Source organism: Salinimicrobium xinjiangense DSM 19287 (assembly GCF_000423585.1).
In the GTDB taxonomy this organism is placed as follows: domain Bacteria; phylum Bacteroidota; class Bacteroidia; order Flavobacteriales; family Flavobacteriaceae; genus Salinimicrobium; species Salinimicrobium xinjiangense.
Genome location: NZ_AUIG01000051.1, coordinates 1 through 1,205 on the forward strand (window position 1 = coordinate 1; position 1,205 = coordinate 1,205).

At 37.9% G+C, this 1,205-nt stretch carries 1 protein-coding gene; it reads left to right on the forward strand.

Annotated features, from left to right (window positions below):
• Positions 1-60 precede the first annotated feature (60 nt).
• Positions 61-1,193 (forward strand): IS3 family transposase gene (locus G564_RS0113075; RefSeq protein WP_156879242.1). Its coding sequence is split into 2 segments (ribosomal slippage): positions 61-322 and positions 322-1,193, totalling 1,134 coding nucleotides; the frame shifts between segments, so codons are not numbered across the junction.
• Positions 1,194-1,205: the final 12 nt, after the last annotated feature.

Below are 1,205 nucleotides of genomic sequence, written 5' to 3' on the forward strand. Positions count from 1 at the left end.
TGTAAGCTTCCCTTAAAACCGAACTGTTTAAAAGTAGAATAATTCTTAATTTTAAACAGTATGAAAAAAAGCAAATTTTCTCCACAGCAAATCTCTAAGATCCTTAAAGAATTTGATAACGGTAAAACAGCTGCCGAGATCAGTCGTGAATATGGTGTAAGCACCGCTGCCTTTTATAAATGGCGAGAGCGTTTTAGCGGAATGAATGGCAAAGAACTTAAGCGACTCAAAGAACTTGAAGAAGAGAACCGTCGACTCAAGCAAATGTATGCAACCCTTTCTCTGGATCATGAGATGGCTAAAGAGATCATCGAAAAAAAGCTCTAAAGCCTTGCCGTAAGAGAACGATAGCTAAAGAACTTGCTCATTACGGTATAAGCAGGGCGTGCCGTGTCTTAAAAATGAGCAAGAGTGTGTTTTATTATGCTCCTCTCCCTAAAGATGATAAACCCATAGAAGAAGCCTTACAGCAAAAGGCAGAGAAGTATAGTGAGGAAGGCTTTTGGATGGCTTATGAGCGACTGCGTAAGGAAGGAAAGCCGTGGAACCACAAAAGAGTTTATCGTGTATATAAAAACCTTGGCTTAACCTTAAGGCGTAAAGTGAAGAAAAGATTACCAGCAAGAGTAAAAGAACCCTTAAAAGTACCTGAGACACTCAATCATACCTGGAGTATGGATTTTGTCACAGATGTCCTGGATAATAAAAGAAGGTTTAGGGCCTTTACCATTATTGATGATTACAACCGGGAGGCACTTCACATAGAAGTTGATTTTTCCTTGCCCAGCAATAGAGTAATTTGGGTACTAAACCACCTAATTAACCGAAGAACAAAACCTCAGAAGATAAGAATGGACAATGGTCCTGAGTTTATTGCTAAAATAGCTTCAGAATGGAGTCAGATGCATGGAATCGACTTCCAATATATCCAGCCAGGAAAACCTACACAGAATGCTTTCATTGAACGATTCAATGGAAGTTATAGAAGAGGAGTTTTAAATAAATACATTTTTGAAGATCTGGATCAGGTACGAGAACAAACACAGGTATGGATCGATGATTACAATAATCAAAGACCTCACGATGCATTAGGAAAAATGGCTCCAATAGAATATGCAGAATATAATTCTCTATTAGCGACTACAGATAAAACCAAAAACAATAATTTTATATCATCAAGCAGTTCTAATTAGGGGAAGCTTACA